This is a genomic window from Acinetobacter sp. 742879 (genome assembly GCF_000588535.1).
Lineage (GTDB): Bacteria > Pseudomonadota > Gammaproteobacteria > Pseudomonadales > Moraxellaceae > Acinetobacter > Acinetobacter pittii.
In genome coordinates this window covers 1-26,002 of sequence record NZ_JFYC01000005.1, presented here as the reverse complement: position 1 = coordinate 26,002, position 26,002 = coordinate 1, and the positions used below count along the sequence as shown (strand labels likewise).

The following is a 26,002-nucleotide window of genomic DNA, read 5'->3' as shown; positions in this document are numbered from 1 at the left end:
TTCAGTAAAGTTCGATAGAATAAAGAGGCTAAATGCCTCTTTATTTTTTTAAGCCCAAATCGTTATTTTAAATAAGGTGTTCCGTATTTTTAGAAACGAATCGGCTTATAATTTACCTAGTTTGATAACGTGTATTGATATGATGAATGCTTTGGAACGTCGCTCAACTTTTGCCTTAAGTAGTATTTTTGCGCTACGCATGTTGGGCTTGTTCATGATTATTCCTGTCTTTGCTGTAGTTGGGCAGTCATATCAATATGCGACTCCAGCACTCATTGGTTTGGCTGTCGGGGTTTACGGCTTAAGTCAGGCGATTTTACAAATTCCATTTAGCTTACTGGCAGACCGTTTTAGCCGTAAACCGCTTGTAGTATTTGGTCTATTACTGTTTGCGATTGGTGGTGCAATTGCGGGTTTATCTGACACCATTTATGGTGTAATTATTGGCCGTGCTATCGCTGGTGCTGGTGCAGTTTCAGCAGTCGTGATGGCGCTTTTAGCCGATGTGACGCGTGAAGAGCAGCGTACTAAAGCCATGGCTGCCATGGGCATGAGTATTGGTCTGTCTTTTGTAGTGGCGTTTAGCCTTGGGCCTTGGCTCACAAGCCTTGTCGGCATTTCTGGCTTATTCTTTGTCACGACCATTATGGGCTTAATTGCGATTGCGATGTTATTGCTTGTACCTAAAGTCACTCGCCATCATCGTAATTATCAGCAAGGCTACATGGCACAGCTTAAGCAAGTCATTCAAATGGGTGATTTAAACCGTTTACACGTTTCGGTTTTTGCATTGCATTTATTGCTGACAGCCATGTTTATTTATGTGCCTTCACAGCTCATCGAGTTTGCGCATATTCCTTTGGCGAGCCATGGTTTGGTGTATTTGCCGCTGTTAGTCATTAGCCTGTTCTTTGCATTTCCAAGCATCATCATTGCTGAAAAATATCGCAAAATGCGCGGGATTTTCTTAACAGCAATTACAGGGATTATTGCAGGTTTGCTGCTGCTCATATTTGGTTATCAATCAAAATATGTATTACTCGCTGGCTTAGGAATTTTCTTTATTGCATTTAATGTGATGGAGGCTTTATTGCCTTCTTGGCTGTCAAAATCTGCTCCAATTCAGTCAAAAGCAACGGCTATGGGCGTAAATGCCAGTAGTCAGTTTTTAGGCGCTTTTTTTGGTGGCACACTAGGTGGTCAATTATTGATGTTACATAATACTGCGATTGGATGGAGTGTCTTAGCAGGGATTGCTATAATATGGTTGCTAATTAGTTTTGGTTTAGCTCAGCCGCGGTATTTGTCATCGATTGTGTTGCCATTGCCGCAAGTGCAACAGGTGAATGAGTGGACCACACAGCTATTGGCAATTCGTGGTATCGAAGAAGTTGTGGTGATGCCTGACCAGCAAGTTGCTTATATTAAAGTCGATAAACAGTCTCTAGATGATGCTGCGCGACGTGATTTAACGCAGTTGTTCGGTAAAGAGGTAGCCATTTAAGCATAACTCTTATAAAGTAAAACATAGAAATGTATAGGATGAAGACAGCTAATGCGTGGTGTAAATAAGGTTATTTTGGTTGGTACTTTGGGTCGTGATCCTGAAACAAAAACTTTTCCAAATGGGGGCTCGTTGACCCAATTTTCAATCGCGACAAGTGAAGCTTGGACTGATAAAAATACCGGTGAACGTAAAGAACAAACAGAATGGCACCGTATTGTTTTGCATAACCGTTTAGGGGAAATTGCTCAGCAGTTTTTGCGTAAAGGTTCTAAGGTTTATATTGAAGGTTCATTACGTACACGTCAGTGGACAGACCAAAATGGCCAAGAGCGTTACACTACAGAAATCCGTGGCGACCAGATGCAAATGTTAGATGCTCGTCAACAAGGTGAACAAGGTTTCGCTGGCGGTAATGATTTTAACCAACCACGTTTTAACGCACCTCAACAAGGTGGTAATGGTTATCAAAATAATAACAACCAAGGTGGCGGCTATGGCCAAAACAGCGGTGGTTATGGTAACCAAGGTGGTTTCGGTAATGGTGGAAGCAACCCTCAAGCGGGTGGTTTTGCGCCTAAAGCTCCGCAACAACCAGCTTCTGCACCAGCTGATTTAGACGACGATTTACCGTTCTAATCAAAGTTTCAAAAAAGGCGAGTTTATCTCGCCTTTTTTTATTACTCAATTCCAAGCAAACGTATAAGTGCCGTGCCAGCAGCTGCCAAGCAAATCACTAATAACAGCGGTACTTTTTTCCAAACCAAGAACAGTGCTAAGCCAACACCAAATATACGCGCGAAACCCGCAAAATGTTGACCTTCAAAAAATGTTGTCGTCACTGCAATCGCACAGAGCAAAACAGTCGCACCGTTTGAGAGTAAAACTTGGTATTTTTCAGAAAATGAGAACTTGGCACCTAAGTGAAACCCAGCAAAGCGAATCCCATACGTTCCAAGTGCTAGCAAGCCTATACCTAAAATAATTAGTAATTGTTGACTCATTTCTTTCTACCAAATATTAAGCCAAAAAGTGAAATCAGAATTGGAAGTCCTGAGGCCAAAAAGGGCGTGGTGATCAGCGCTAAAGTTGATCCAGCAAATGCAGCTTTTCGAGTGGATTTATTCTTTAAAGCATTAAAAGTAAGTGCAATTAAAATTGCTGGGAAAATGGCATCTAAGCCGAATGTTTTTGGGTCTGGAATAGCACTTCCAATGAAATACCCCGCCGTTACACCCAGTGGCCAACTGAGCATAATGCATATACCACATAACCAGTAAGCAGCCTTTTTTGTTTCGAAATCGGGCTGTGCCATGCCAAACAAAACGCTTTCATCGTTCATGATATGAGCCCCGAAATATCGAGAGTATTTGCCACGGATTAGTTCATTGACCGCAATACCAAAAGGTAGATGTCTTAAATTGACGAGTAGTCCTGCAATCGCAGCTGCAATTGGGCTACCACCTACAGCCAAGAAACCAATAAAGATAAATTCAGCAGTTCCTGCGAGCACAAACACGGATAGACAAAGCGGGATCCAGAGCGCTAAGCCATAACTTGCAGCGAGTGAACCTAAAGACATACCAACGACACTCGTCGCTAGACATACAAAGAAAATCGAGCGGGTAGTGTCTTTACTAAGTTTTTTAATCAGAGAGTATGTGGACATAGCATGATATAACGAACGATTTTCCATTATAATGAATAAGTCTGATTGTTTTGTCAAAACGAACGATCGTTTTTTTTATAGAACGGATGTGGTGAATGTCTCAGCCAATTGAAATTATTGCTAAAGGTTTAACGCGTGAACGTCAAAGAGCAGGGCTTTCATTGGCAGAGGTTGCTCGTCGTGCAGGTGTTGCCAAATCGACTCTTTCACAATTAGAAGCGGGCCAAGGTAACCCTAGCATTGAAACCTTATGGGCACTTTGTGTTGCGCTCAATATTCCATTTGCACGGTTGATGGAAGAACCAAGCAATCAGGTACAAGTGATTCGCTGTGGCGATGGGCCAACAGTGAGTTCTGAGATTGCCAATTACAAAGCAATTTTGTTAGCGACTTGTCCGCCACATGCCCGTCGAGATGTGTATTTACTGATTGTTGAGCCGGGCGAAGACCGTCTTTCAGAGCCGCATCCAGTTGGTTCTGTGGAGCATATTATTGTGGTTGAAGGTAAAGCTTTAGTGGGCTTAATTGATGAAGCTGTTGAGCTTGGAGTTGGAGACTATATTTGTTATCCAGCTGACCAGAAACATATATTTAGAGCATTAGAAACTGGTACAAAAGCATTATTAATTTCTGAACAAAACTAAAGAAATTCAATCTGATTAAAATAAAAACTAAAAGCCATTTACCAGCATCCCCTACAAAAAGGGCCAATTTTGCGTATAAATTTTGCAATTGGCTCTCTCTTTTATTCCAAAAATGGCTCTCGTTTCTTGAGTGCCGAAACGACAAATTAAAGCTATTGGAAGTATGCATACGGAAGCGCCGGATAAGCTCAGTGAATTTTCTGTTTTAGGAATTGGGCAGAACGGCTAAATTTTTAGGGGATATTTTTTGGCTTCGGAGGATTTCCGAGACTAGCCGATATCCTCCATATATTAAGGAAAATGATATGGCAGCTCATCAAAATGGTTCTGAAGCCAATCACTCCCAAAGTTTAAAACATGGACTCAAATCACGCCACTTAACGATGATCTCGATTGCAGGGGTTATTGGTGGTTCTCTATTCGTGGGCTCAGGCAGTATTATTTACAATACTGGACCTGTAGTTTTCTTGACTTACGCTTTAGGTGGTCTACTCGTTTGGTTCATCATGCGTATGTTAGGCGAGATGGCCGTTTTAAACCCTGATAGTGGCTCTTTTTCAACTTATGCTGACCGTGCGATTGGCCGTTGGGCAGGTTTCTCAATTGGCTGGTTGTACTGGTGTACACTGGCCATGCTCATGGGGTGGGAAGCTTATGTGGCAGGTAAAATTCTAAACAATTGGTTCCCGTTTATACCGATCTGGGTCTATATGGTCGTAGTGATTGGTGCACTGGTTGTCGTTAATTTACAAAACGTGAAAAACTATGGTGAATTTGAGTTTTGGTTCGCCCTCATCAAAGTCATCGCGATTGTTATTTTCCTTGTGATTGGTAGTTTAGCCATCATGCATTTGTGGCCTTGGGGTAATCCAGCTGCTTCTGGTATTAGTAATTTAACTTCTCAAGGCTTTATGCCAAATGGCGGCTCATCCGTTATCACAGCTTTGCTTGGAGTCATGTTTGCCTACATTGGTGCTGAAATTGTTACGGTAGCGGCAGCAGAGTCGGCAAATCCATCGAAAGAAATTCGTAAAGCATCAAACTCGGTGGTTTGGCGAATTATTTTATTCTACGTTGGTTCAATGTTCGTTGCGGTATGTTTGATTCCCCACAACAATGAACTTTTGAAAGATTCAACTTGGGGAACCTATAGCGTAACGTTGTCTGCACTAGGCATTCCTGGCGCGCGCCATATCGTAAACTTCGTGGTTCTAACCTCAGTATGTAGTTGCTTTAACTCAGCTCTTTATACGTGTTCACGTATGTTGTTCTCTTTAGCTAAACGTGGTGATGCACCGAAAAGTTTTGGCTCTGTAAACAGTAAAAGTAGTCCTTGGGTAGGCGTGATTGTGTCATGCTTCTTCTCTGTGATTGCCGTAGTTTTAACTGCAACCGAGAGTATGAATGTTTATGACTTTTTCATGTTAACAACAGGTGCAGCAACACTGTATGTTTACCTGACTATTGCTTATTCTCAGCTTCGTATGCGTAAAAAGTTAGAGGCTGAAGGCGTGAAAATTGACTTTAAAATGTGGATGTTCCCTTATCTAACTTATGTGGTGATCTTTGCAATTATTGGTGCAATTCTTACCATGTTGATTGAAGGCACCTATTTTAAAGAAGTGATTTACACCACAGCGCTGTTCGGCATTATTGTGTTCTTCGGTTTGCTGTCTGAAAAGCTAGGTTGGGGTAAAGATCGTAGAGCGACCCATTTAACTCATAGTCATGAAGAAAAGTTAGTTTAAATTTTTAAATAGAAAAGAGCCTCACTGTGAGGCTCTTTTTTTGTTTGTTTTGATACGAGAGAATAGTTAATTCAGCGTAGGTACGCCTGCTTCACGTAAGCATTGAAGCAAGACCCCAAAAGCCATCACCATATCTTTTTCATTTACACAGGCAAAGCCCATGAGCAGTCCACGTTCGGCATGTGCATGCGACTGCATGTAGTATTGTGAAAGAGGGCGAACTTTAACACCACGTTCAAGTGCTGTGGCTGCAATGGCGACATCATCGCAAGAGTTTGGTAGTTTTAAAACCAGATGTAATCCTGCCGCTTCATCATATTCATGAATAAATTCGGGACCAAGATAACGTTGAATTAAGCTCACCAAGTAGTCGCGGCGCTTGCCATAAAGTAGGCGCATACGGCGAATATGTGCTTCATAATGGCCTTCACGAATAAATTCAGCTAGGGCTTTTTGCTCAAGCAAGTGCCCACCACGATAAAGCTCGGCTGCCACAATGCGTAATGGCGAGAATAACGGCTTAGGTACGACTAAATAACCAATTCTTAATGATGGATAAATAGTTTTACTAAACGTGCCCATGTACAGCACAGGCGCATCATTTTCTAAACCTTGTAAAGATGGATAAGGCTGACCCGAGAAACGGAACTCACTGTCATAGTCATCTTCGACAATCCAGCTATTGTGCTGACGGGCAATTTCAATCAATTTACGTCGGCGGTTTAGGCTTAAATGAGAGCCAAGCGGATATTGGTGTGAAGGTGTGACAAAAATCAGTTTAGGAGGCTTTGCTGGATTTTCCTCAGGAATAATACCTTCAGCATCGACAGGCATCGGCTGAATATCGAGACCATTGATACGTAACGTATTACGCATTCCCCAATAAGCAGGGTCTTCAATCCAGATTTTATCTCCTATATCACTGAGCGCACGTGAGACTAAATCAATAGCTTGGTGGATGCCTTCGGTAATAATAATCTGGTCTGCATCGCACTGGACTGAACGCGCAACACGTAAGTAATCTGCCAATGCACTTCGAAGCTCAATACATCCACCAGCATTACTATAAATTAAACGGTTAATGTCAGGCTCTCGGCTTAAGCGTGCTTGAATACGACTAAAAATATGATGTGGGAACTCAGTCACATCCGGTGCTCCCGGCACAAAAGCGCCCCATTGGTGTGGCGACGCTGCGGCATAGCCCAATAAGTTTGAGCCACGCTGTGAGAGGGCGTAAGAACTTTGAATATTTGGGCTAGAAACTACTTTTTTCTTGTTTTGTGTATTTAAAAAACTCTCTGGTAACTTTTCGGCAACCCATGTGCCATGTCCTGTCCGTGCTTCTAAATAGCCTTCGGCCTGTAGTTGTTCGTAGGCACTAAGAACGGTATTTCTCGAAACATGAATTTCACTGGCTAAATCGCGTGATGCAGGTAGACGAGTCTTAGGCTGGATCACTCCATCAATAATGGCACCACGCAGGCAACGGAAAAGGCGTTGATGTAGTTTCCCTTCAGTGTCCTGTTGGAGTCGTTGCAGCAAATGATCTCCAAGTAAACTACGCAATTGGCTCTCTCCTACAGTTAAAAAGTGGCTCTCGTCAGTTGGCATCAGACGAGCGAAATTACATGCATAGGCAGTCGTTGTAAAGCACCCTGAAAATTAAGCACAGGATGCAAGAAACCAAAGCTGCAACTGATGATGAAAATATGAGGGAATCAAATGGATAATCAACATTCTGCACTTAACGTACGTAAACAGCAAGCAACTCCACGTGGTGTAGGCGTGATGTGTCAGTGGTATGCGGAAAAAGCTGAAAATGCCACGCTTTGGGACAAGGAAGGCAACCAATTTATCGACTTTGCTGGTGGTATCGCGGTTTTAAACACAGGCCATCGCCACCCTAAAGTGATTGCAGCGGTGACTGAACAACTTACTAAATTTACGCATACTGCCTATCAAGTAACACCATATGAAAGCTATGTCGCTTTAGCTGAGCGTATTAATGAACGCGCGCCAATTGCTGGTCCTGCAAAGTCTGCTTTTTTCACAACAGGTGCAGAAGCAGTTGAAAATGCAGTGAAGATTGCTCGTTGTTACACAGGTCGTCACGGCATTATCACGTTTGGTAACGGTTTCCACGGCCGTTCATTCATGACGATGGCAATGACAGGTAAAACTGCGCCTTACAAACGTGATTTCGGTGTAATGCCAGCGGGTGTGTTCCACGCACGTTACCCAGTACCTGCTAAAGGTATTTCAGTAGATGCGGCAATTGAAAGCGTTGAAGATATTTTCAGTGAAGATATTGCACCACATGACGTTGCAGCAATTGTGCTAGAGCCAGTACAAGGTGAAGGCGGTTTCAATGTGGTGCCAGCCGAGTTCTTAAAACGTTTACGTGCAATTTGTGATAAGCACGGTATTTTACTTGTCGCTGATGAAGTGCAATCTGGTTTTGCTCGTACTGGTAAGTTATTTGCGATGAACCATTATGAAACTAAAGCAGACCTCATCACGATGGCGAAAAGCTTGGGCGGCGGTTTCCCTATTTCGGGTGTTGTGGGCCGTGCAGAAGTCATGGATGCACCAAACCCGGGTGGTCTAGGCGGTACTTATGCAGGTAGCCCGATTGCGGTTGCAGCTGCGCATGCCGTGATTGACGCGATTGAAGAAGAAAACCTATGCGACCGTGCAAATGAATTAGGCGCTGAGTTAGTTGCTACGCTTAAAGATATTCAGCAAGCAACAGGTGACGTGGTCACTGATATTCGTGCATTGGGCTCAATGGTTGCAGTAGAACTGGAGACTGCTGAACAAGCAAAAGTTGTACAAAACTATGCAATGGAAAACGGGTTGTTACTTCTTACTTGTGGTAAATACGGTAATGTAATTCGTTTCTTATATCCATTAACCATTCCTGCTGAGCAATTCCGTCAAGGTCTTGATATCTTGAAACAAGGTTTTGCGACACTAAAAGCAGGTAGTGCAAAAGCAATGGAGCAATCTGCATGATTCAAAATAATTTGCAGTATTTATTAAAACATCCTGATATTTCATTAGAAGCACCTGCATCAAATGACTATATCGAGGTGAAGGATGCTGCTACGGGTGAAACTTTGGCATGGGTAAAAACCTATGACCGTGCAGGAGTTGAAGCCACAATTAACCGTTCAGCAAAAGCGCAGGCTGCTTGGAAAAAGCAAACTGCCTTGGCGCGTGCTGATGTGCTATTGGCATGGTACAACCTCATGCTTGAGCACAAAGAAAATCTGGCTCAAATCTTAACAGCTGAGCAAGGTAAACCATTGGCAGAAGCACGTGGTGAAATTGGTTATGCAGCATCATTCATTCGCTGGTTTGCCGAGCAAGCGCGTCGTATCGATGGTGAAGTCTTAACACCTACGTTGCCAAACCAACGTCTGCTCGTGATTAAACAAGCGATTGGTGTTACAGCTGCAATTACGCCGTGGAACTTCCCGGCTGCCATGATTACGCGTAAAGCAGGTCCAGCCATTGCTGCAGGTTGTTCAATGTTGGTTAAACCGGCAGAGCAAACGCCGTTAACTGCCTATGCGCTTGAAGTTTTGGCGTTACAGGCAGGCTTACCAGCAGATGTTTTAATTAACATTAGTGGTGATGCAGTTGAAGTCGGTAAAACCCTTTGCGAAAGCGATATTGTTCGTAAGTTAAGCTTTACTGGTTCAACGCAAGTTGGCCGTATCTTGATGCAACAATGTGCGCCAACCATTAAAAAGCTTTCGCTTGAACTGGGTGGTAACGCACCGGTACTGGTATTTGATGATGCCAACCTTGAACAAGCGGTTCAGGGCATCATGGCAAGTAAATATCGTAACAGCGGTCAAACCTGTGTGTGTGCTAACCGTATTTATGTTCAAGATGGCATTTACGATGCGTTGGCAGAGCGTTTGGTTGAAGCTGTGTCTAAGCTTAAAGTTGGCGATGGCCGTCAAGAAGGTTCAACTCAAGGGCCTTTAATTGATGAAGATGCGATTGCTAAAGTGCAGTCTCATATTGCTGATGCTACTGAGAAAGGTGCAACTGTTCGTATCGGTGGCCAGCGTTCAGCACTTGGCGGTACATTCTTTGAACCGACTGTGTTAACTGGCGTAACGCAAGACATGAAAGTATCTAAAGAAGAAACTTTTGGTCCACTTGCCCCATTGTTCCGCTTTAAAACTGAAGATGAAGCAGTGGCAATGGCGAACGATACCGAGTTTGGTTTAGCTGCTTATTTGTTTACTCAAAGCACAGCTCGTCAATGGCGAGTAGGGGAGGCACTTGAGTACGGTATGGTCGGCATTAACACGGGCGCGATTTCAAACGAAGTTGCTCCGTTTGGCGGCGTAAAACAGTCAGGTCTAGGTCGTGAAGGTTCAAAATTCGGCATCGAAGAATATGTCGAAATGAAATACCTCTGCGTAGACTTATCTGAGTAAGGGATAAAGCGAGTTCGCTTTGTTCTGAACGAAAACATGCAGTTATACTGCATGTGATGTTTCACAAAAAAACCGGTCATGCCCATTCATGACCGGTTTTTTATTTAAGTCGGCAAATATCCTTCATGGCTTTCGGGTAAGCGTCTGAGTTCTTCAATGAGGGTTTCAATGAGTTTTTCGACCACCAGACGTTGTCCTTTTCTAGACACATAAACCAGTTGTAGCATACCAATATTCGACTTCCAGTCAGGAAGAATATGAACCAGTGTTCCTTTACGAATTTCCGATTCAACGGTTAAAAAAGGAAGATCTGCAATACCTAAACCATCCATTACGGCATAGTAAACACCAGCCAAGTCATTACTTTTAATACGTGGTTGATAAGGCACATCAACCGATTCACCATTACGTATATTGCATAAATGCCAAATATAATTTTGCTTTTGTGTGCCTAAGCTAATACTTGGAAAGTCCTGTAATTCGGAATAATGCTTAATGGTGCGACCTTGCAGTAATTCAGGCGAAGCCACCAGACAGTGATCGGTTTTAATCACATCACGAACAATTAAATTCGAATCTTCATTGGGTTCAAAATTGGTACGAATCGCGAGGTCGATGTCATCATGCAAGATATCTACTCGACGGCTTGTTAGCTCAAGCGCGATTTCAACTTTTGGGTAGATTTTTAAAAACTGATTTAAAATTTTTCTAATTTGAAAATGCATCATTAAAGGTGGGCAACTTACTTTTACCAAACCTTGAGGTTCACTTTTTTGCTTTAATAACACGTTTTCTGCACATTCAACTTGAGTAATAACCTTGCAGCATTCCTCATAAAACTCTTGGCCTAAATCGGTCACCTTAAAATGACGTGTTGTCCTTTGAATCAGGCTGACATTAAATTTATTTTCAAGGTCAATAATGCGTCGGCTGAGTTTAGATTTACTAATATTTTCAGCATCACTGGCTGCACTAAAGCCGCCGTGTTTTACGACTAAATAAAAATAATAAAAATCATCAAAAGAGCTTATCAATGTCCGATCAATCCATTTAAATTTAAGATTAGAGCGCTTAAGGCACTCTAATCTTGGCAATAGAACTTATTTTTGTGAGGTATTAAAGCTATAGCTTGTCATCAGGTTGCGATAATCAGGAATATGATTTGAGAAGAGTGCACCTAGACCTTCCACATCATTACGCCAGTCGCGGTGTAACTCACACGCCATACCAAACCAAGTCATCAGCTGAGCACCTGCTTTTGACATACGGTCCCAAGCAGCATCACGGGTTAATTCGTTGAAAGTACCAGAAGCATCGGTAATCACAAACACTTCAAAACCTTCTGCGAGTGCAGATAAAGCTGGGAATGCCACACAGACCTCAGTCACTACCCCTGCAATAATCAGTTGTTTTTTACCTGTCGCTTTGACAGCTTTTACGAAGTCTTCATTGTCCCAAGCATTGATTTGACCAGGACGTGGAATAAAAGGTGCATCTGGGAAAAGTTCTTTCAATTCTGGGACTAAAGGACCATTTGGACCGTTCTCAAAACTAGTGGTCAGAATAGTCGGTAGATTAAAATATTTAGCAGCATCAGCAAGTGCTAATACATTGTTTTTAAATTTATCTGGGTCGATATCTCGAACTAAAGAAAGTAAACCTGCTTGATGGTCAACTAAAAGAACCGCAGCATTATCCTTGTCTAAACGCACGTAATCTTGAGCCATTTTTTATGTCCTCGTGTTATCAAAATAAATAATCAAAAATTATTGAGTAGGTCGTTATTGCCTAAAATTATGCTAGTTGAGTTTTATGTCGTGATTAAGTCTAAAAAATAGGATTAAGAATTTTAAAAATAGGACGATCTTAAAAAGAGCACATTAAATTCTATGATTGTCTCATAGATGAAATAATGTGTTGCTAATCCTGATCTATAAACTGCAATTATTGAGGCGTAAAATCAATACCAGTTCAAGAAAATCCTACATATATAGGAGAGATCAGATGAAGAAATTTCTTGGTGCATATCAAAATAACCACATGCATTGGGTGGGTGATGGTTTCCCTGTATATAACCTATTCTCTTATGACCGTTTAGGCCAAACCCTAAGCCCATTTTTGCTACTCGATTATGCAGCGCCTTATACATTCTCGCCAACGACTGAACAGCAAGGCGTAGGTTCGCATCCTCACCGTGGCTTTGAAACAGTGACCATCGCCTACCAAGGTGAAGTGACTCATAAAGACTCAAGCGGCGGCGGCGGAACTATTAAAACCGGTGATGTGCAATGGATGACTGCGGGTGCAGGTGTTTTGCATGAAGAGTTCCATTCTCCTGAATTTGCAGAGCATGGTGGTCTGTTTGAAATGGTGCAATTGTGGGTAAATTTACCTGCTCATTCAAAAATGACGCCTGGAAAATACCAAGCGATTGAAGCGAAAGATATTCCAGACATTGCACTAGACGAACAAGGTAGTCATTTGCGCGTGATTGCAGGTGAATATGCAGATGCAAAAGGTGCTGCAACTACATTTAGTCCATTAAATGTATGGGATGGTAAATTGGCTAAAGGCCAAAAACATACCCTCTATGTACCTGAAGGTCACACCACGCTTGTTGTGATATTAGATGGTGCGGTTGTGGTCAATGATGCAAACCGTCTTGAAGGTAAAACCGTTGCGATTTTGTCTCGTGAGGGGGTTGAGTTTAGTTTAAATGCAGAAGAAGACACTAAATTTTTAGTGTTGACTGGTCAACCACTCAATGAACCGATTGAAGGTTATGGTCCATTCGTCATGAATACCAAAGCTGAGATTATGGAAGCGATTAATGATTTTAATCGTGGAAAATTCGGTTCAATCATGCAAGAAGCATAAATTGCCGAATTGCATTTGAATAACCTCTAAAAACAAAGTAATAAAAAGCCCGCTATCAAGTGTGAATAGCGGGCTTTTTCGCTGTAAAGATTCTGTTTTTATGATGGTTTTCATTGTTGTTGCGGCATTGTTTTATGTGATTTGCTTCTCATTATTATGACTTAATAATATATTAAAAAAAGATTCTTGTAAAACAAATGATATAAAAATAGTTAAATTATCTTATTTTATTTAAAAGATTTTTTTTAAATTTTCAAAAAATATAAGGTTTTATCGGCTTCTCTGATTTTGTAAAAAAATATAAAAACTTGATCTGCTTAGCAGCTAAATATTTTCTATATAAATTGATGCAAAAAATAAAAATCTGGTAGTTTTTAATACGGTGTTTTTTTGGGGTATGAGTGATAATCAAAAAAATTCTCGAAAAATGGGACATCATTTTGAATATCGCAATTATTGGCAGTGGAATGGCAGGTCTTGCGGCAGCAAGAATTCTGAAAGATGCAGGGCATACGATCACGATATTTGAAGCACTTCCTGGCCGGGGAATGGATAGCCATAGCATTGAGTTCGATGGTGGAATTATTGATGCACCGCTACGTGTGATGAATCCTCACTTATGGAAAAATACACTCAGCCTTGCTGCTCATTTAGGCATTAAAACCTTTCCAGTTCGTACTTATATGTCATGTAGCTGGTTATTCGAAGATCGTACGGAAACATGGTTAACGACATCTCGTAGCCGTATTGGTAATTTCCCGATTATCAATAACCGTAAAGGCATCCAGCAATATGGCTGGCGTCTTGTGAAAGGGATGTTGCAATTAAAAACTGCGATTCACCAGTTTTTCAAATCTAAAAATCAAGATATTACCCTCGCTGAATTTATTAATCAGAACGATATTGAGGAAGTATTCTGGCATGGTGTGGTTATGCCAGTGCTCTATACAATCTGTACGTGTAATCCGAAAACAATTGGCGATTGGCCTGCAAAAAACTTACTTGAGTTTTTACGTCACTTAACTGATGGCGACATGTTATTGCGCATGAAGGGTGGTACACCTGCATTTGTAGATAGCTTGATTAAAGACATCGATATTCATAGCGGATCGGCAATTAAGAAAGTTGAGCAACAAGGCGAAAAAGTACTGGTTGAAAACAGCCAAGGTGAACAAAACTTATTTGATCGAGTGATTGTTGCAACGCCAACGTCTAAAATCGATGAGTTTTTAAATCCTGAACAGTTTGCAGAAGATATGAACTTGCTTAAGCAATTCCGCTTTGAACAAGGCGATCTTGTGATTCATACCGATGCGACAGTCATGCCGCCACGCCGTAAGGACTGGTCAGTGCTGAGCTATATGATGGACCGTAAGTTTACGCGTCAGCAATTTACAGTTTGGATGAATGCGGTTGAGCCAACACTCGTGGGTAAAAATCCTGTATTCCAAACTTGGCGTCCAGTGGTTGATATTGACCCTAAAAAAGTTATTTCAAAAGTGACTTTAACGCGTGCGGTTGTAGACTCACAAACGGTTGCTTTAAACAAAGAATTGCAACAACGTCATTTAGACCCAAGCCGTAAAGTATTCTACTGTGGTTCATGGTCGTGTGATGGCTTGCCAATTTTAGAGTCAGCAGTTACTTCTGCCATGCATATTGCTGAAATTTTAGGTGCACCTTTACCATTTGTAGGCTTAAAACCTAAGGTGGAAGTTGCCCCAGAACTCGGCTACTAAAATTGTGAAAACAAAAGTTCGAGTAGCTCTCTCTCAATTCATTCCCCATAAATATGCAATTGATGCATCAAGCTTAGGGGATGATCAAGAGCTTGCTTGGACAAATTTGGGTTTTTGGAAAAACACTCAAAACTACCGTGAAGCTTGTTGCCAATTGGCTGACCATTTGGCACAAGCTGTCAATTTAAATTCAAAAGATTATCTCTTAGATTTAGGATGCGGACAGGGTGCAAGTTTGTTGCACTGGTTACAGCATTATCAGCCTAAAAGCCTCAGTGCAGTTGACTTACAAGCCCAATGTGTTCATAAAATTCAAAAACTTATTCCTGAAATAAGCCAGATTTTTTGTGGTTCATTTTTAAATTTAAAACAATTTGAATTTAAACAATGCTTCGATGTGGTGATGTGTATTGATGCCGCTTATCACAGCAATTTAAATTCATTTCTAGATTCCATCGCTCCAGTTTTAAATTCAAAAGGACGATTAGGTTTTCACTATCTAATGCGTGCCGATTCATGTCAAAACATGACCGCTCTACAAGAACAAAAGCATCGTTATTTACTCAAAGCAGCAAATGTCGCTTGGGATGCTGTGCCAAATGAAAAAATGCTGAGAACTACCTTGGAACAACAAGGTTTTGTCGATATTCAAATTGAAGATTTATCTGAGCAAGTGTTACTCGGTTTTTCGCAATATATTCAAAATCAACAAGGACAAAAGCAAAGCCGAGGATTGGCAAATTTTAAAATTCAAATGACTGCAAAGTTATGCCAACAACTCTACCAAAATGGATATGTACGTTATATTCAAATCACAGCAATAAAAAAATAGGATGAGCTATGTCAGCCAAATATCAAGGATCGTGTTTATGTGGAGCTGTGAGCTACCAAAGTGAAGCAGAGCCACGTTATAGCTTTAATTGCCACTGTCGAGATTGCCAAAAGGCCACAGGTTCAGCATATGCACCAATCGCTTTTTTTCACCAGTCTGAATTAAAAGTGAATGGTGAGCTTAAATATTTTGAGACTTTGGGATCTTCTGGCCGACCTATTAAAAGAGCGTTTTGCCCGACGTGTGGTTCTCAGCTTTTTGGCTTACCTGAAATTGCGCCTGAAATGATTTCAATACGTGCAGGTACTTTGGATGACCCGAGCCTGTATCAGCCTAGAGCAGAGGTGTTTGTGAGCCAAGCCTATGAATGGGATACACTGAACCCAAACCTTAAACACTTTGAAAAAATGATAGAGAAGAGCAAGAAATAAAGCTTAATTAAAAAAGCCAAATATCCCTAAAATAATCACTAAAGTAAGGTTACCAATAGCTAGAAATAATATAGTTTTTCTATATTTTAGCTGCGGCATTTTACTTACAATGAAAATAAGGCAGGCGAGTATGAGCGCTAAGGGCTGAAAAATATTTGATGGCAAAGTAAACATCTCGTTCCTTGTTATTTTAAATTTATTTTAGAAATAAAGTAATAATCTCATTATATCGTCTTCTTATTTAATTGACGAACAGAACTTGTTTATAAATTCATATTTTTATTTCAATGATAGTAAATCAAGTTTTAAATTTAAAAGAACCATGTACGCTTTTTCGTACATACATTCGGGAAATTGGCGTCTTTTTATGACGTGATGAATTGCCTATGATGAGTTCGTCAGGAACAGGAAGTTTCGAAACGTAAAACAACAATAATAAGTTTAAGCATCAGGACGTGAGGTATTACAGGAAGTGTACCTAGTAACGAAATACGAAAAAAGCCCAACAGGATGTTGGGCTTTTTTCATTTCTTATTAACGAATTTCTTTACCACCTAAGGCAGCACAGTTAAATGGTGTATTCCATTTCACAGCAGTACCTGTGAGTACTGGGCGAACAATACGCCAAGGCCAGAAACCAAATCTTTGGCTTTGGTGATAATTAATTACGACATCTGCACCATATTTACGGGCAACGTTAGCTAATTTAGGTTTTACTTCTTCAAAGCCACCATAAGTTCCTTTCGCGGCTTTAATACGTTTAATAGATTTATAGTGCTCTGCTGAAGGAGTCCCCTCAATTAAGCAAATAGGTGGGTTTGCAATGGTTTGAATTTGAGGTTGAGATGTAGTTTCTTGAGCATATGTTGTTAAAGGGAATGCTAGAAATAAAGCAGGTAAAATAAAGCGAAGTTTCATACTTTTCCGTATTGGTATCTTAATGAATTAAAGTTTATAAAATAGGTCTTATTTATATGACCTTATTTGGTGGCGCATTATAATCTTATCTTTTTCATATTTCTTATTTTAAAATTATATTTTTTTATAAATTAAGAACGCATATTTTTCTGTTAAAACAATAAATTGGTTTTAGAAAAATATTTTGAAGCTCGAGTTTATAATAAAATTTTAGGTAAATACCTTCATTCAAAACAGTATGAAGATACTATGCCTAAAACCACAGACAACAAAAAACCCCATAAATCAAATATTCATGAGGTTTGATGATGGTGCCGGCACACGGATTCGAACTGTGGACCTACTGATTACAAGTCAGTTGCTCTACCAACTGAGCTATGCCGGCAACGTGGAGTGAATTTTACAGTTTCTTAAAAAAATTACAAGCCAAAAAATGAGCATTTAAATTTTTTCATATCATTTTTAAATTCTCATATGGTTTAGCCTGAAAAAGTTAGGGTTTCAACACATTAATTCGCTTTCGCGTGTTTTGTATAAATGACTAAAAATATCCCAAGTAACGACAGTACAACGGTTAAGCCAACAATCGCACTCCAGCCACCGTGCAGCCAGAACCAACCACCTGCCGAACCAACAATACTTGAACCCATATAGTAAAACAGTAAGTACAGTGAACTAGCATGTGCTTTAGCTTGTTTGCTTTCGGCTCCCACAGAACTACTTGTAAGTGAGTGGGTAATAAAGAAACCCGTAGTAATAAATGCAATACCAATAATAATGCCGAAAAGAGAAGTGAGCAGGGTCATAAGGCTACCCACAATCATGAGCGCAAAACTACTCATCATCATGGTTTTTTTGCCAAAGCGATCGGCTAAGCTACCTGCCAACGATGAAGACATCATACCAAAGCTATACGACAAGAAAATAAGGCTAATTTGTGTTTGGCTCAGTAAATAAGGCGCGCCGCTTAAACGGAAAGTGGCATAGTTAAACAAGGTCACAAACACACTAGTGAGCAAGAACCCAATGGCAAACAGGCGTAATAATTTTGTATTGCTTAAATGAGCACGCCACATTTGCATGTGAAACCCTAAATTCAGCCCTTTTTTCTGCACAAAATTACGCGAAGCAGGAAGTAGTTTTAAAAAAGCAATTGAGCAAATAAAACAGATTGCCCCAAGTAAGCCTAAGGCAGTGCGCCACGAAAAATATTCAACCAAAATACCCATGCCGACACGGCCCATCATGCCACCAAAAGCCGTACCTGCAATATATAAACCCATAGTTTTACCTAGGTGCTCAGGTGCAATTTCTTCGGCAATCCAAGCCATTGTCACTGCTGGCACGCCGCCGAGCAGTAAACCTTCTAAAGCGCGTGCTATCAGTAAACTGTGCCAGTTCGGTGTAAACATCGAGACAATATTTAAAATTGCGGCACACAGCATTGACGTAAAGATCACGCCGCGGCGGCCAAGGGCTTGTGAAAAAGCACTCGATAGCACAATCGAAATCGCCAAAAAGGCAGTCGTTAATGACAGTGCTAAAGAGCTACTCGCAGGACTAATCTGGAAGCTTTGGCTAAATGCAGGTAAGAGTGGCTGTACACAATAAATCAGTGAGAAACTGGCAAAACCTACGAGGAATAAAGCAAATCCTGCGTGTTTATAGGCTTTAGTCCCTTTGTGAATCCACTCACGGGAAAGAACAGAAGTTGCCTCAGTACTTAAAGTACTGGGTGTAGATGAAGAACTCATATCATGACCATGACAGAAAGAAAGTGCAGTGCTTTGGGGGCATACTGCATCGAGAAAATTCGATAAATTAAAATTAGCAATTTGAGTGGTATTTTTCTAATATATTTAACAATGGATCATGATATGTTTTATATATAGCAATGGAACTAAGACATATACGCTACTTTTTAGCGGTAGCAGAAGAAAAAAACTTTACCAAAACTGCGCAACGCTTAAACATGAGCCAGCCGCCTTTAAGCATGCAAATACGAGACTTAGAAGAAGAGCTGGGTGCAGATTTATTTATTCGATCACCTCATGGGGTGGAGCTGACCGAAGCAGGGCTTGCCTTTTTAAATGCCATTCAGCCTGTACAGCAGCGTGTAGAAGATGCAGCGAGCTTAGTTAAACAAGTGGCAAATGGAGAAGTGGGCCAATTGCGATTAGGCTTTACAGGTACTTCAATGTTGAACCCTTTAATTCCTAAATGCGTTCGCTATTTTCAGCAGCAATATCCGAAAGTGAATTTAAAGCTTGAAGAAGCCAACACCTTACTTCTCATCGATTTATTGCTCGAAGACCGCTTAGATGTCGCAATTATTCGTTCGCCACGAAATATTCCAGATAGTTTAATTATTCAAGAATTATTAGCAGAATCTCTCATTGCTGCTTTGCCTTCCGAGACTTTTCAACTCGACGATGCATCATCAGAAATTGATTTAACAGCGCTACGAGAGCTTGATTTTATTGTCTCGCCACCTTCCATTAGTGCAGGGCTTTTTGATGCGATTAAACAAGCCTGCCATGAGCGTGGTTTTGAACCAAAAATTGGACAAAATGCCCCGCAAATTGTGTCGATTTTATCGTTGGTATCTGCAAATTTAGGAGTGTCTTTGGTTCCTGAATCGACCAAACAATTGCAAATACAGGGTGTTGCTTATCGCTCTTTTAAAGCCCCTGTCCCTACGGTGGGCTTAGGGCTTGCTTATAAGAAACATAACCCTTCGCAAATGGCAATTAATTTTGCCAGTGTGGTGCAAGTGGCTTGTCACCACGCCAGCAAAATAGATGAAATCGGCTAGTTTGATTTTGGCGTTCTGTTCATTAAAAAGATGCCGAAAATAATAAAAATCGCGCCATATAAAGACGATAAAGTCGGTTGTTCATGAATGAAAACCCAAGCCATCAGTGCTGCAAAAATCGGTTCAGAAAGTTCGGTCACTTGTACCTTTGCGGCACTCATATAAGACAACGCTTTGGTTGTACAGAAAAAGCCGAGGATGGTTGGTAGAACAGCTAAACCAATCAAGCCTAAAACAATGTCACTATTAAAATTAATACTGTGAAAATTAATTAAAAACGGAACGGCAAGATAAACACTGCCAAATAACAATAAATACTTGGTAAGAAACAGCCCGCCATTTAATTTGAACTTTTTAACTAAAACCGAAAATAGGCCATAACCTGTACCGGCAATAGAAGCGTTAATCAGCATTAAAAGGCTATTTTCACCTTTCCACGAAATGATACTAATCCCCGCGACAGCCAATAATGTTCCAATAAGCGAATGAATGTAGATGCTTTCTTTTAAAATGAATCGACCAAAAAATAGGGCGGAGATGGCAGCCGAAGCCATGAGGACCACCACCACATTGGCTGCTGCACCGTGGTTATAGGCAATGGTTTCGAAAAAGAATAAAGAGAAAATCCCTAAAAAAGCACATATGGCAATTTGAGTAAAAACGCTGAGTTTACTTGGTGTGCTGCTAATAAAGGCAAGCTTTTGGCTGACTGGCACTTTAAATAAAAACACACTTAAAAAGAAAAAGGCGATAATGGTTTTTAAAAAGGCAATGTCTTGTGGGTTTAAACCACTGTGCATGAGTAATTTACTAATTACACCAATAGAGGCATTGAGTGCAGCTGCACAAAGCGCAAATAGGCTTCCAATAATTAGATTATTCACTCTTATAATTCTTCCTAAGTTTTACGGATGCAGTCTACAATATTTTTTGGATGAATATTCAACATAAATAACCAATTAACGCTTAATATTTTCAATGATTTATTTTGAATTGATTTAATAAATTCTTACTCAAGACTAAAGGCATTCTATAGACTTTTGTTTCAAATAATTGTGATTTAGAGCGCCAGCTCATATTATATAATTAGTTAATTATTAAAGAATTTTAAAAATGATTAAATCAATTATTACAGGCTGCGCGGTTCTTACACTTTCGGCTTTGGCGGTCACGCATGCAGAGTTTTCTTATGAACAAGAGCTACAACAAAGCTGTAATAAAGTGAAGCAATACGCGAGTTTAGGTAAGAAATTCTACGACCAAAAACAATATAAAAAAGCGCTCGAAAATTTCCAGAATCAAGCCTCTTGGACTGCTTTTTGTAAGGCCAATGAAGATGAAGCCACAGTTAAATTTACTGACCGAGATATTGAAGTTGCCAACAATAACGTGGGCTTAGCCTATGCCAAATTGGGTCAGCCACTTTGGGCAAGAGCATGGTTTATGCTTGATGAAAAATCAAAATCTAGTCAGTTTAATCTTAAGCAATTACCTGCGCCTAAAGCCTCAAATGACCTATCAGGTGAATATGTGCGTTACTCAGGTTTTGGTGAGTGGGATCACATCACGGTAAGTCGTAAGCAGGGCCAATATGCAATCAGCTATGCCGGTTTATATATGGGACTTAGAAGCTTAATTTATGGCCCAAACATGGGTGAGTTCGACACCAAAATGCCGACTAATAAAAAGCAAACGGTTTATAAAAATGAAGACTGCCGCATTCAGCTCGATTTTAAATCTAACGCGAAATTAGGAAATTATATTCAGGTCAAACAAAGCGAAGGCGAGTCAGGTTGTGGCTTTGGGCATAACGTATATGCAGACGGAACTTATTTAAAAGTTGAGTCTGGAAAATAAAAACTATAGGAACACAATAATGAAAAATATATTTGCGCCTCTACTTCTTCTTTCAACGGTTATTTTTTCTGCTCAAATTTATGCAGAGCCAACCAGCACCTGTAAAGAAGTGAAATTCCAAAAAGCTGACGAGGCTTGGAGTGGGCACTATTATTTAAATGGCGTGATGGAAGTTGGTTCGGAACTTTTACTTCAACCAAACGGCAAGTTTCAATGGATGCTCGCTGTTGGTGCTTTAGATCAATATGCTGAAGGCACATGGTGGAAAAACAGGGACTGTATTGGTTTAAAACCAGACTCTAAATTTAAAAAGGATTTAAGTATATTCCCTGAAAGCCTAACGATTTCGGATAAATCCTTAGATGCGATCTGGGAAGGTGGACGCCAGCAAGGCACATATAGCAAAGACTAAATTAAAAAAGTCCGACACTAAGTCGGACTTTTTTTATAGCTTAGATTTTAATGATTGACCGCAGCAAGTTGCTGAGCGTTATAGCGTGCGCCCATGTTTGGATATCTCGCGATAATCGCTTCAATTTCTGCCAAGTCTGCCGCTGTTAAATGAAGGTCTACAGCACCGGCATTTTCCACAAGTCGCTCAATTTTACGCGTACCCGGAATTGGAATAATGTCATCACCTTGCGCCAAAATCCAAGCCAAAGCCAGTTGAGCGGCTGTCGCGTTTTTGCTTTGAGCAAATTCGCTAAATGCCTGCGCTAAGCTTTGGTTATTTTTCCAGTTATCGCCTTGATAGCGTGGCAACTGACGACGGAAATCGTTTTCGTCTAGGCTACCCACATCAAGCGTATTGGTGATTAAACCACGTGACAGCGGTGAATACGGCACAAGGCTAATGCCTAACTCGCGAATGGTCTGTAAATGGGTTTGCTCAAACTCACGGGTAAGTAGCGAATATTCATGTTGAACTGCTGCAATCGGATGAATCGCATGTGCTTTACGAATGGTTTCAGCCGACGCTTCACTGAGCCCTAGGTAACGAACTTTACCTTGTTTGACCAAGTCAGCCATTGCGCCAATAGTATCTTCAACCGGAACATTTGGGTCAATGCGGTGCGCATAATACAAATCAATCACGTCTGTATTTAAGCGTCTTAAACTGTTTTCGACCGCAACTTTAATCCACTCAGGTGAGCCGTCGATATAAGACTCTAAAGAGTTTTGGGGGTTGAGGTTGTCTTCTTTATAGCGGAAGCCAAATTTGGTCGCCAAAAACACTTTGTCGCGGTGTTTTTCTAAAACTTTTGAGAGCAATACTTCATTTGCGCCGTTGCCGTACATGTCGGCGGTGTCCCAAAAGTTAATACCGAGGTCTAAGGCCTTTTCTAGAGTTGCAATGCTTTGTGTGTCGTCTGAGGCACCATAGGCAAAGCTCATTCCCATGCAACCTAAACCAAGTGCTGATACTTTTTCGCCTGTTTGTCCTAAAGTTCTATATTTCATTTTTCACACTCTTTTTGCAGAATCACTTGAGTAGAAAAACTATAAAATGCTTTAGCTCAAACTAACGTATAACATTCAAACCAATAATTATAAAATTCAAACAATCTGTTTTTAGGCCACACAGTCTGCGCGGAACTTTTTAGGTGAAAAGCCCGTATTTTTCTTAAAGAAATTAGTGAAATACGCTGAATATTCAAAGCCTAAGCTATAAGCAATTTCGGAAATATTCCAACTGGTGTGTTGCAGCAGTGCTTTGGCTTCTTGCGTAATACGCGAGCTAATATGCTCAGACGTAGTTTTACCTGTGGCTTCTTTTACAGCGCGGTTTAAATGGTTCACATGCACCGACAGACCATATGCATAGTCATTTGCCGTTTTGAGTTTAAGCTGAAAATGGGGTGAGTCGATCGGGAACTGGCGTTCTAATAATTCAAAGAATAAGTGGCAAATCCGAACCGCAGCATTGCTATGTTTTTCAAACTGTTGGGTTGGTTGCATTTTCATGGCTTCATGCACAATCAGGTGCAAATAGTTTCTTAAAACGTTGTATTTATGAATATAGTCTGAATTTATTTCATTCATCATCTTTTTGAAAATAAATGAAATTTCTTCAACTTGTTGGTCGTTTAAAAAATATAGCGGGTCGCCGTCGACTTTAAATAGCGGTGAGTCTTTTAAAAAGCTTTGTCGCGATTCTTGGTTTACAAACTCTTCGGTAAATAGACAAAACCAGCCTGCCTGTTCAGGCGAATTAATTTCCCATGCGTAGGGCACCATCGGGTTTGAAAACAGCAAAGCAGGGCGGTCGACTCGTATCCAGCGGTTAGCATAGTGAAGTTCACCTGTGCCTAAAACCAGTGAAATTTTATAATAATCGCGGCGGCTATAAGGTGTGAGAAACGAGCAGGCATCGCGTTGGAACACGTTGAAATGTCCAAACGACGTCGATGGAACCGAGTAATCGCTATCTCTGGTTAAAGAAAAGCGGCGATAAAAATCATGTATGGTTTCCATGTCTTTGCCTGCATGCATTATCAATTTATTTAAAGTTATAAAATTCAAACTTTATTTACTGTAGCTTTTATTTATAGCGTGATCAATCAGGTCATTTCAGCAGTTTTGAAAATGAATGATAAATTAACAATGAAAAAATGAGCCAATAGAAATAAAAATATTTTATAAATTAATAATATATGAACGTTGACACTTGAAAACTTGAGAATTATTCTTTGTCTGCAAACTACTCTAGGGTAGAGCGATAAGGGGACACTTTCGAGTGTACTGGTTCTGTGTGTCCAGTCTGCTAACCTCTTTTCGTTCTGCCACCAATTTTACTATTATGATGATATCGTTAAATTTAAGTTGAAGGTCTTTTTAGCTTAAATATCTAATTGAATAAACAACAATAATTATTTAACCAATTTCTATTCAACCTTACATTGACACTCCAAAACACGCGGATTATCCTTTGCCTGCTGGCCACATTGCCAGTCGATTTTGACAGATCGATATAACACACAAGACATCAAAAAGTTCTCTTTTTGGTGGCGAACTCGTTCGTCCCCCTCATGTTGCGGTAGGGTGATCTGACCCCATAAAGTTGGACAGTTAGTTAAGCAGTTTTTAAAAACTGGTTTCTATATTGTACAGGGGATAAACCTTGTAGCTTCACCTTGATTCTCTCATGATTATAATAATGAATGTACTCTCGTATAGTTTTCTCTAACTCATCAGTTGATTGAAATTTTTCACCATGAAAGCACTCCGATTTTAATATTCCAAAGAAGCTTTCTATTACAGCATTATCTAAGCAATTTCCTTTACGAGACATACTTTGAATTAAACCATGTTGCTTTAATTGCTGTTGATAATGAGCCATTTGATATTGCCATCCTTGATCTGAATGGAGAATTGGTTTCTCATGTCGCTTAAGTTTAGCTAAAGCATGAATGAGCATATCTTTCACTAACTCATAATTGAGTTTACGTTGGATCCGGAAGGTAATAATTTCCCCATTAAATAAATCTATAATTGGTGATAGATAAAGTTTTTCACCGTTAACATTAAATTCCGTCACATCAGTTGCCCATTTCTGGTTGGGACGGTTCGCTTTAAATTGCCGTTGCATAATGTTATCGGCCACCATCCCGACACAACCACTTTTATATGAGCGATATTTTAGTGCTCTGATACGTGATTTAAGTCCCATAGTTTTCATAAGACGATATACACATTTATGGTTGATTATTATTCCTGTACTTTTCAGAGCAAGAGTAATTCTACGATAGCCATAGCATCCCTTATGCTTGTGATATATGGACTTGATCTGCTGTTTTAACTCAGTATATTTATCCTTAGAGCGTACAGCTTTCATGTGATAGAAATAAGTACTACGAGCGATCTTGGCAATACTGAGTAAGAGCTTTAATGGATAAATTTGCCTTAATTCTGAAATAACTTGAACACTGTCTGCAGTAGAAATTGAATTTAGGTACGTTGCTTCAGTTTTAAGGCTTTTAGCTTTTTTAAAAAGGCAACCTCTGCTCGTAAAGCGGTCACTTCATCAATGAGCTCCTGCTGAGATTTATCTTTGTCATCTTTTACAGACTTGGTTATTTTAGTTTTATCTTGTTTAAGCATATTGGTATAAATCCTCGTGGTATTAAACCCAGCAATCCCTTCTTTATGATACTGAGCTAGCCACCTTCTTAAAATTGACGTCCCGCTCAGATTTAACCGTCTTCTAACTTCTCTTACCGGTATCTTATCAAGAAGCATTTGTACAGCCTTGATTTTAAATTCGGAAGAGTAGTAGGTTTTTTTAGTTTTAACATTCAGGCCATCTTCACCTTGTGCCTTATAGTTTTCAATCCATAAGCGGATGGTTTGGAGATCTACATTAAATTCTTGTGAAAGGATTTTATATCCTTTACTTCCCTCTAAATAAGCTTGAATGACTTTTAATTTTAACTCTTTTGAATGCTTCGGAATTGGCATAGAGCACACCTCATAAGTTTTAAAAGTCTAACTTATGGGGTGCAGTTCAG

At 40.2% G+C, this 26,002-nt stretch carries 26 protein-coding genes and 1 tRNA gene; 14 read left to right on the top strand and 13 right to left on the bottom strand.

The genetic code is table 11. The features are described from left to right. Window positions 1-139 precede the first annotated feature (139 nt). Together J690_RS12200 and ssb are read left to right on the top strand one after the other, a co-directional pair. Complete coding sequence (locus tag J690_RS12200) at window positions 140-1,504, top strand: MFS transporter (RefSeq protein ID WP_032036088.1); 1,365 nt, start codon at window positions 140-142, stop codon at window positions 1,502-1,504. Window positions 1,505-1,555: 51 nt separating this feature from the next. Then, window positions 1,556-2,143, top strand: a complete 588-nt coding sequence (gene ssb / locus J690_RS12195) for a single-stranded DNA-binding protein (protein WP_005066890.1) — start codon at window positions 1,556-1,558, stop codon at window positions 2,141-2,143. Between the two features lie 41 nt (window positions 2,144-2,184). Here ssb and J690_RS12190 read toward each other — a convergent pair whose 3' ends face one another. Both J690_RS12190 and J690_RS12185 read right to left on the bottom strand, forming a co-directional pair. Next, on the bottom strand, window positions 2,185-2,508 hold the full coding sequence (locus J690_RS12190) for an AzlD domain-containing protein (RefSeq protein WP_002117414.1): 324 nt from the start codon (window positions 2,506-2,508) through the stop codon (window positions 2,185-2,187). Beyond that, the gene (locus J690_RS12185) at window positions 2,505-3,200 is read right to left on the bottom strand and encodes an AzlC family ABC transporter permease (protein ID WP_005804464.1); all 696 of its coding nucleotides are present in this window, start codon (window positions 3,198-3,200) and stop codon (window positions 2,505-2,507) included. The genes J690_RS12190 and J690_RS12185 overlap by 4 nt, the downstream gene beginning before the upstream one ends. Window positions 3,201-3,268: 68 nt before the next feature. Here J690_RS12185 and J690_RS12180 point away from each other — a divergent pair, with 68 nt between their 5' ends. Then, window positions 3,269-3,817: a helix-turn-helix domain-containing protein gene (locus J690_RS12180; RefSeq protein WP_002117406.1), complete on the top strand. Its 549-nt coding sequence runs from the start codon at window positions 3,269-3,271 to the stop codon at window positions 3,815-3,817. Window positions 3,818-4,122: 305 nt separating this feature from the next. Then, window positions 4,123-5,565 carry an amino acid permease gene (locus J690_RS12175; protein WP_002117418.1) on the top strand — a complete coding sequence of 481 codons (1,443 nt, stop codon included), beginning with the start codon at window positions 4,123-4,125 and terminating at the stop codon, window positions 5,563-5,565. A 66-nt stretch (window positions 5,566-5,631) separates the two neighbouring features. On the opposite strand, the gene pdxR is transcribed toward J690_RS12175, so the two are convergent. Next, the gene (gene pdxR / locus J690_RS12170; RefSeq protein WP_032036086.1) at window positions 5,632-7,131 is read right to left on the bottom strand and encodes a MocR-like pyridoxine biosynthesis transcription factor PdxR; all 1,500 of its coding nucleotides are present in this window, start codon (window positions 7,129-7,131) and stop codon (window positions 5,632-5,634) included. A gap of 156 nt (window positions 7,132-7,287) precedes the next feature. Here pdxR and gabT point away from each other — a divergent pair, with 156 nt between their 5' ends. Beyond that, window positions 7,288-8,580: a 4-aminobutyrate--2-oxoglutarate transaminase gene (gene gabT, locus J690_RS12165; protein ID WP_000369968.1), complete on the top strand. Its 1,293-nt coding sequence runs from the start codon at window positions 7,288-7,290 to the stop codon at window positions 8,578-8,580. Next, complete coding sequence (locus J690_RS12160; RefSeq protein ID WP_032036083.1) at window positions 8,577-10,025, top strand: NAD-dependent succinate-semialdehyde dehydrogenase; 1,449 nt, start codon at window positions 8,577-8,579, stop codon at window positions 10,023-10,025. The genes gabT and J690_RS12160 overlap by 4 nt, the downstream gene beginning before the upstream one ends. A 104-nt stretch (window positions 10,026-10,129) precedes the next feature. Here the strand turns inward: J690_RS12160 and J690_RS12155 are convergent, their stop codons facing one another. Next, window positions 10,130-11,119: a LysR substrate-binding domain-containing protein gene (locus J690_RS12155; RefSeq protein ID WP_032036081.1), complete on the bottom strand. Its 990-nt coding sequence runs from the start codon at window positions 11,117-11,119 to the stop codon at window positions 10,130-10,132. Between the two features lie 6 nt (window positions 11,120-11,125). Next, window positions 11,126-11,752: an isochorismate family cysteine hydrolase YcaC gene (ycaC, locus tag J690_RS12150; RefSeq protein WP_002052204.1), complete on the bottom strand. Its 627-nt coding sequence runs from the start codon at window positions 11,750-11,752 to the stop codon at window positions 11,126-11,128. 277 nt (window positions 11,753-12,029) lie between these two features. Here ycaC and J690_RS12145 point away from each other — a divergent pair, with 277 nt between their 5' ends. The 4 genes from J690_RS12145 (at window position 12,030) to J690_RS12130 (ending at window position 15,904) form a co-directional block, all read left to right on the top strand. Beyond that, the gene (locus J690_RS12145) at window positions 12,030-12,902 is read left to right on the top strand and encodes a pirin family protein (protein WP_032036080.1); all 873 of its coding nucleotides are present in this window, start codon (window positions 12,030-12,032) and stop codon (window positions 12,900-12,902) included. Between the two features lie 440 nt (window positions 12,903-13,342). Beyond that, on the top strand, window positions 13,343-14,641 hold the full coding sequence (locus J690_RS12140; RefSeq protein ID WP_050598812.1) for an FAD-dependent oxidoreductase: 1,299 nt from the start codon (window positions 13,343-13,345) through the stop codon (window positions 14,639-14,641). Between the two features lie 4 nt (window positions 14,642-14,645). Further along, entirely contained in the window at window positions 14,646-15,473 is an 828-nt protein-coding gene (locus tag J690_RS12135) for an SAM-dependent methyltransferase (protein WP_032036077.1), read from the top strand. Window positions 15,474-15,481: 8 nt separating this feature from the next. Then, window positions 15,482-15,904, top strand: coding sequence for a GFA family protein (locus J690_RS12130; protein WP_032036076.1), 423 nt, complete (start codon window positions 15,482-15,484; stop codon window positions 15,902-15,904). 534 nt (window positions 15,905-16,438) lie between these two features. On the opposite strand, the gene J690_RS12125 is transcribed toward J690_RS12130, so the two are convergent. Then, on the bottom strand, window positions 16,439-16,822 hold the full coding sequence (locus J690_RS12125) for a hypothetical protein (RefSeq protein WP_017387536.1): 384 nt from the start codon (window positions 16,820-16,822) through the stop codon (window positions 16,439-16,441). A 165-nt stretch (window positions 16,823-16,987) separates the two neighbouring features. Here J690_RS12125 and J690_RS24275 point away from each other — a divergent pair, with 165 nt between their 5' ends. Beyond that, the gene (locus J690_RS24275) at window positions 16,988-17,128 is read left to right on the top strand and encodes a hypothetical protein (RefSeq protein WP_155762596.1); all 141 of its coding nucleotides are present in this window, start codon (window positions 16,988-16,990) and stop codon (window positions 17,126-17,128) included. Between the two features lie 3 nt (window positions 17,129-17,131). Here the strand turns inward: J690_RS24275 and J690_RS12120 are convergent. Next, window positions 17,132-17,207 (bottom strand) — tRNA-Thr (locus J690_RS12120). Window positions 17,208-17,331: 124 nt separating this feature from the next. After that, window positions 17,332-18,576, bottom strand: coding sequence for a multidrug efflux MFS transporter SxtP (gene sxtP, locus J690_RS12115; protein ID WP_032036074.1), 1,245 nt, complete (start codon window positions 18,574-18,576; stop codon window positions 17,332-17,334). 140 nt (window positions 18,577-18,716) lie between these two features. On the opposite strand from sxtP, the gene sxtR reads away from it, so the two are divergent. Beyond that, a complete protein-coding gene (gene sxtR, locus J690_RS12110; RefSeq protein ID WP_032036073.1) occupies window positions 18,717-19,637 on the top strand; it encodes a multidrug efflux pump transcriptional activator SxtR in 921 nt (306 codons plus the stop codon). On the opposite strand, the gene J690_RS12105 is transcribed toward sxtR, so the two are convergent. Then, window positions 19,634-20,521 carry a DMT family transporter gene (locus tag J690_RS12105; protein WP_032036071.1) on the bottom strand — a complete coding sequence of 296 codons (888 nt, stop codon included), beginning with the start codon at window positions 20,519-20,521 and terminating at the stop codon, window positions 19,634-19,636. The genes sxtR and J690_RS12105 overlap by 4 nt on opposite strands. 229 nt (window positions 20,522-20,750) lie before the next feature. Between J690_RS12105 and J690_RS12100 the strand changes: the two genes are divergently transcribed. Next, window positions 20,751-21,494, top strand: a complete 744-nt coding sequence (locus tag J690_RS12100; RefSeq protein WP_032036069.1) for a hypothetical protein — start codon at window positions 20,751-20,753, stop codon at window positions 21,492-21,494. A 19-nt stretch (window positions 21,495-21,513) separates the two neighbouring features. Then, on the top strand, window positions 21,514-21,906 hold the full coding sequence (locus tag J690_RS12095; protein WP_032036068.1) for a hypothetical protein: 393 nt from the start codon (window positions 21,514-21,516) through the stop codon (window positions 21,904-21,906). Window positions 21,907-21,953: 47 nt separating this feature from the next. Here J690_RS12095 and J690_RS12090 read toward each other — a convergent pair whose 3' ends face one another. From J690_RS12090 to J690_RS24810, 4 genes are all read right to left on the bottom strand, one after another. After that, on the bottom strand, window positions 21,954-22,955 hold the full coding sequence (locus J690_RS12090) for an aldo/keto reductase (protein WP_006580866.1): 1,002 nt from the start codon (window positions 22,953-22,955) through the stop codon (window positions 21,954-21,956). 111 nt (window positions 22,956-23,066) lie between these two features. Beyond that, on the bottom strand, window positions 23,067-23,969 hold the full coding sequence (locus J690_RS12085; protein WP_032036066.1) for a helix-turn-helix domain-containing protein: 903 nt from the start codon (window positions 23,967-23,969) through the stop codon (window positions 23,067-23,069). Window positions 23,970-24,567: 598 nt separating this feature from the next. Further along, window positions 24,568-25,410, bottom strand: coding sequence for an IS3 family transposase (locus J690_RS24815; protein ID WP_230445321.1), 843 nt, complete (start codon window positions 25,408-25,410; stop codon window positions 24,568-24,570). Between the two features lie 32 nt (window positions 25,411-25,442). Beyond that, on the bottom strand, window positions 25,443-25,952 hold the full coding sequence (locus tag J690_RS24810) for a helix-turn-helix domain-containing protein (RefSeq protein ID WP_002120495.1): 510 nt from the start codon (window positions 25,950-25,952) through the stop codon (window positions 25,443-25,445). Window positions 25,953-26,002: the final 50 nt, after the last annotated feature.

Coding starts and splice junctions, on each gene's coding strand:
- J690_RS12200 (WP_032036088.1), top strand. CDS start 140: ATGATGAATGCTTTGGAACGTCGCTCAACTTTTGCCTTAAGTAGTATT.
- ssb (WP_005066890.1), top strand. CDS start 1,556: ATGCGTGGTGTAAATAAGGTTATTTTGGTTGGTACTTTGGGTCGTGAT.
- J690_RS12190 (WP_002117414.1), bottom strand. CDS start 2,508: ATGAGTCAACAATTACTAATTATTTTAGGTATAGGCTTGCTAGCACTT.
- J690_RS12185 (WP_005804464.1), bottom strand. CDS start 3,200: ATGGAAAATCGTTCGTTATATCATGCTATGTCCACATACTCTCTGATT.
- J690_RS12180 (WP_002117406.1), top strand. CDS start 3,269: ATGTCTCAGCCAATTGAAATTATTGCTAAAGGTTTAACGCGTGAACGT.
- J690_RS12175 (WP_002117418.1), top strand. CDS start 4,123: ATGGCAGCTCATCAAAATGGTTCTGAAGCCAATCACTCCCAAAGTTTA.
- gabT (WP_000369968.1), top strand. CDS start 7,288: ATGGATAATCAACATTCTGCACTTAACGTACGTAAACAGCAAGCAACT.
- J690_RS12160 (WP_032036083.1), top strand. CDS start 8,577: ATGATTCAAAATAATTTGCAGTATTTATTAAAACATCCTGATATTTCA.
- ycaC (WP_002052204.1), bottom strand. CDS start 11,752: ATGGCTCAAGATTACGTGCGTTTAGACAAGGATAATGCTGCGGTTCTT.
- J690_RS12145 (WP_032036080.1), top strand. CDS start 12,030: ATGAAGAAATTTCTTGGTGCATATCAAAATAACCACATGCATTGGGTG.
- J690_RS12130 (WP_032036076.1), top strand. CDS start 15,482: ATGTCAGCCAAATATCAAGGATCGTGTTTATGTGGAGCTGTGAGCTAC.
- J690_RS12125 (WP_017387536.1), bottom strand. CDS start 16,822: ATGAAACTTCGCTTTATTTTACCTGCTTTATTTCTAGCATTCCCTTTA.
- sxtP (WP_032036074.1), bottom strand. CDS start 18,576: ATGAGTTCTTCATCTACACCCAGTACTTTAAGTACTGAGGCAACTTCT.
- sxtR (WP_032036073.1), top strand. CDS start 18,717: ATGGAACTAAGACATATACGCTACTTTTTAGCGGTAGCAGAAGAAAAA.
- J690_RS12100 (WP_032036069.1), top strand. CDS start 20,751: ATGATTAAATCAATTATTACAGGCTGCGCGGTTCTTACACTTTCGGCT.
- J690_RS12095 (WP_032036068.1), top strand. CDS start 21,514: ATGAAAAATATATTTGCGCCTCTACTTCTTCTTTCAACGGTTATTTTT.
- J690_RS12090 (WP_006580866.1), bottom strand. CDS start 22,955: ATGAAATATAGAACTTTAGGACAAACAGGCGAAAAAGTATCAGCACTT.
- J690_RS12085 (WP_032036066.1), bottom strand. CDS start 23,969: ATGGAAACCATACATGATTTTTATCGCCGCTTTTCTTTAACCAGAGAT.
- J690_RS24810 (WP_002120495.1), bottom strand. CDS start 25,952: ATGCCAATTCCGAAGCATTCAAAAGAGTTAAAATTAAAAGTCATTCAA.